Raw genomic sequence first — 3,265 nt, forward strand, 5'->3', positions numbered from 1 at the left:
ATCCAGTACTCGTTGATATGGTACGAAGAGAGGCAACCCCCGATGTACGGCATCATCTCATAGAGGCTGACCTCATGATCCCGTGCAAGTGCGTGTGCTGCAACAAGCCCGCTCAGTCCACCCCCGATAATCCCGATCTTCATGATTGCTGTTCTATACTATTTTCGCGGTGAAATGAAAAAGGCTCCGCAGAATCTGCCTCAATTGGCATATTTTCCCCGTAAATGCAATAAGAAAGTTTTTGTACTCTCGAAAATAAAGGTTCATACGAGCAAAAGGACTTAAAAGAATCAGGATAAAGTACTTCTCTGTTATTATCCCATTGGACGGTGTCACCAGATGCGGGTTTTTTTCATAGGGTTCGGCCAGGCTGGCGGAAAAATTGTCGATATGTTCATCGAGCAGGACAAGAAGCTCGGCACGAACAGTTTCCGGGGAATCGCCGTCAATACCGCACGAACGGACCTGATGGGACTCAAAAACATTGAATTGAGAGACCGGATCCTGATCGGCCAGACAATGGTCAAAGGTCATGGGGTAGGTACCGACAACGTGACCGGTGCCCGGGTTACCGCGGATGAGATCGACAGCATCATCAGCGCCATCGACAGCAGGGGCACTCATGATGTCGATGCCTTTGTTATCGTTGCAGGATTAGGTGGAGGTACGGGTTCCGGAGGTTCTCCGGTTCTGGCACGCCATCTCAAGCGGATTTACCGCGAACCAGTATATGCTCTTGGTATTATTCCTGCCCCTGAAGAAGGCAGGCTTTATTCCTATAATGCGGCAAGAAGCCTGACTACTCTTGTGAATGAAGCGGACAATACATTCATTTTTGACAACAGCGCCTGGAAAAACGAGGGAGAGAGTGTCAAGACCGCGTTCCAGCGCCTGAACAATGAAGTTGTCAGAAGATTCGGTGTCCTTTTCCGTGCCGGAGAAGTCGGCCGGATGGGCGTGGGCGAGATGGTCGTGGATTCCAGTGAGATCATCAATACCCTGCGTGGCGGGGGTATCACGTCTGTCGGATATGCGATAAGCGAGGTGCAGAGCAAGGCAACAAAGGAGAAGAAGGGACTTCTCGGGGGCCTGAAAGACAAGTTTGGGGCAAAGAGGGAAGCAAACGAGGAAGTTTTGCTTGGCGAAGACAGGTCCGCAAAGATCGTTGCCTTAGTCCGCAGGGCAATGCTCGGGCGGCTGACCCTTCCCTGCGACTACTCCACTGCCGAACGGGCGCTGGTCCTCCTTGCCGGCCCTCCGGATGAGATGGACCGCAAGGGTGTGGAGAAAGCGAAGAGCTGGGTTGAAGAGAATATTGCCGGTGTCGAAGTGCGTGGCGGCGACTATCCGGTCAACAGCGAATACGTTGCTGCCGTTGTGATGCTGGCAACGGTTGGCAATGCACCCAGGATCAAGGAACTCCTTGATATCGCCAAAGAAACAAAAGAAGATGTTATAAAGTCAAAGGAGAAAAAAACGAGTATGTTTGAAGAAGGGATTGATCCCTTGTTTGAGTGAGGTTGATGATGAAGGTAACAAAAATAATTATTCTTGCAGTTGTTGCTCTGTTTTTTTGCATTCCCGCGGTATCGGCATTCACGGTTGAAGGAATGACGATCGAACCCTCCGGTTCGCTCACACCCGGTACAACAGTCACTGCTTCCTTTAAGATCGGGTTTTCAGCCTCATCGAGTCTGACATTTCCCGAAGGCAGTGACCTTGTGCTGACCACTGATCTTAAGGATCCAACGTGGGCGTACACTATCATTCTGAATGATGTTGAAAATCCGCGAAATCCTGTTGGTGGAAGAACCCTTGAACTGAGTGGATTTGAGATCTCGTATCCTTCAAAGGTGAGTGAAGTCATCCGTGTTACCCTCAAGGGGACTGCCCCGACTGTTGATGCCACCACGGAGAAGACCATCCTCAATGTAAAAGAAGTGGACTCGAACGGGAATACCGTGGCAAGCTCCGTTGTCACCAAGACGGCCCTTGTCATTAACACGGGTGATGTAACAAGGCAGGTCTCGGAGAAGAACTCCAACCTGCAGGCACTTCAGGCACAGATCGACGAGAAAAGTGCCATGGGTGTTGATACATCTTCCGCCGAAGCATACTTTAATGATGCACAGTCCAAAATATCAACCGCATCGTCACGGCCTGCAACACAATATTCCGAAGCGATTGCAGACCTGACCGCAGCCCAGACATCTATCGATGCAGGAAACGCCGCTGTCGAGCTTGCATGGGCTGAAATGGAGGTTGGCAATGCGCAGGTCCCCATCGACCGGGTTGATGGTGTTATCGCATGGTTTAAGGGTAACCAGAGTACGGCCAGCGATGCGCAATTGTCAGCCATTGTTGCTAAACGTGAATCGGCAGTAACGTTTCTCTCCAATGCGAACGATGCCATCAACAGCGGAAACTACCAGCAGGCACGGGCCAAGGCTGCTGAAGCATTCACCAAAGCAAATGAGTCCTATACCGATGCCCTGGTACGCCAGAAAGAATTGTCATCCGGGTTCCAGCTCCCGAATATCCTGCCGAGTAATATCAAATTACCGGGCGGGATTTTCCTCATCATCGGAATAATTGTTATTGTCCTTGTTGTCGTTGGGGTAATCATTTACCGCAGGCGTTCCAGCTGGGATGAGCTTGGGTAATTCTGTATACCTTTTTTCTCTAACGTTGTTTTGTGACTCAGTAATACCCGCTTCATCAGGTACTTTGTGATTTACAGAGTGCTAGCTGGCGTGTGTGTTCTATTCCTGGAAGAAAAGAATAACCCTCTTGTCGAATCTCATCTGAGATGAGGTATGAGTCGACCCTGCAAAGTTCTTCGACCAGGATCTTTCGAAGAAATGATACACGAGAAGAACCTTCAAGGTTCTTCGACCAGGATCTTTCGAAGAAATGATACACGAGAAGAACCTTCAAGGTTCTTCGACCAGGATCTTTCGAAGAAATGATACACGAGAAGAACCTTCAAGGTTCTTCGACCAGGATCTTTCGAAGAAATGATACACGAGAAGAACCTTCAAGGTTCTTCGAACAGGATCTTTCGAAGAATGTCAATCGTTATTCCCATCGTTTTTTTTTCTTGAACCCCGTGGAGGCTCAAGTGGGAATGGATACTGTTTATGAAACGATGGTTGGCTTCAGTATTTCCCTAATTTTTTGTTTTTAATCAGGATTTAGGATTTTACGGTTTTTTGTGGGGGTCGGGCAGGGGCCGGACGGTTTTTATGACCCGTGGTGGTGAAAA

At 49.1% G+C, this 3,265-nt stretch carries 3 protein-coding genes; 2 read left to right on the plus strand and 1 reads right to left on the minus strand.

Annotated elements, in window-relative coordinates:
- The coding region (locus CW742_RS09390; protein WP_292419584.1) for an NAD(P)-binding protein at positions 1–143 on the minus strand (143 nt) is incomplete at its 3' end.
- Between the two features lie 196 nt (positions 144–339).
- Here CW742_RS09390 and CW742_RS09395 point away from each other — a divergent pair.
- Together CW742_RS09395 and CW742_RS09400 are read left to right on the plus strand one after the other, a co-directional pair.
- Positions 340–1,518, plus strand: coding sequence for a tubulin/FtsZ family protein (locus CW742_RS09395; protein ID WP_292419580.1), 1,179 nt, complete (start codon positions 340–342; stop codon positions 1,516–1,518).
- A 5-nt stretch (positions 1,519–1,523) separates the two neighbouring features.
- Positions 1,524–2,663 carry a hypothetical protein gene (locus CW742_RS09400; RefSeq protein ID WP_292419582.1) on the plus strand — a complete coding sequence of 380 codons (1,140 nt, stop codon included), beginning with the start codon at positions 1,524–1,526 and terminating at the stop codon, positions 2,661–2,663.
- Positions 2,664–3,265 lie beyond the last annotated feature (602 nt).

It is taken from the genome of Methanoregula sp. (assembly GCF_002835825.1).
Taxonomy (GTDB): Archaea; Halobacteriota; Methanomicrobia; order Methanomicrobiales; family Methanospirillaceae; genus Methanoregula.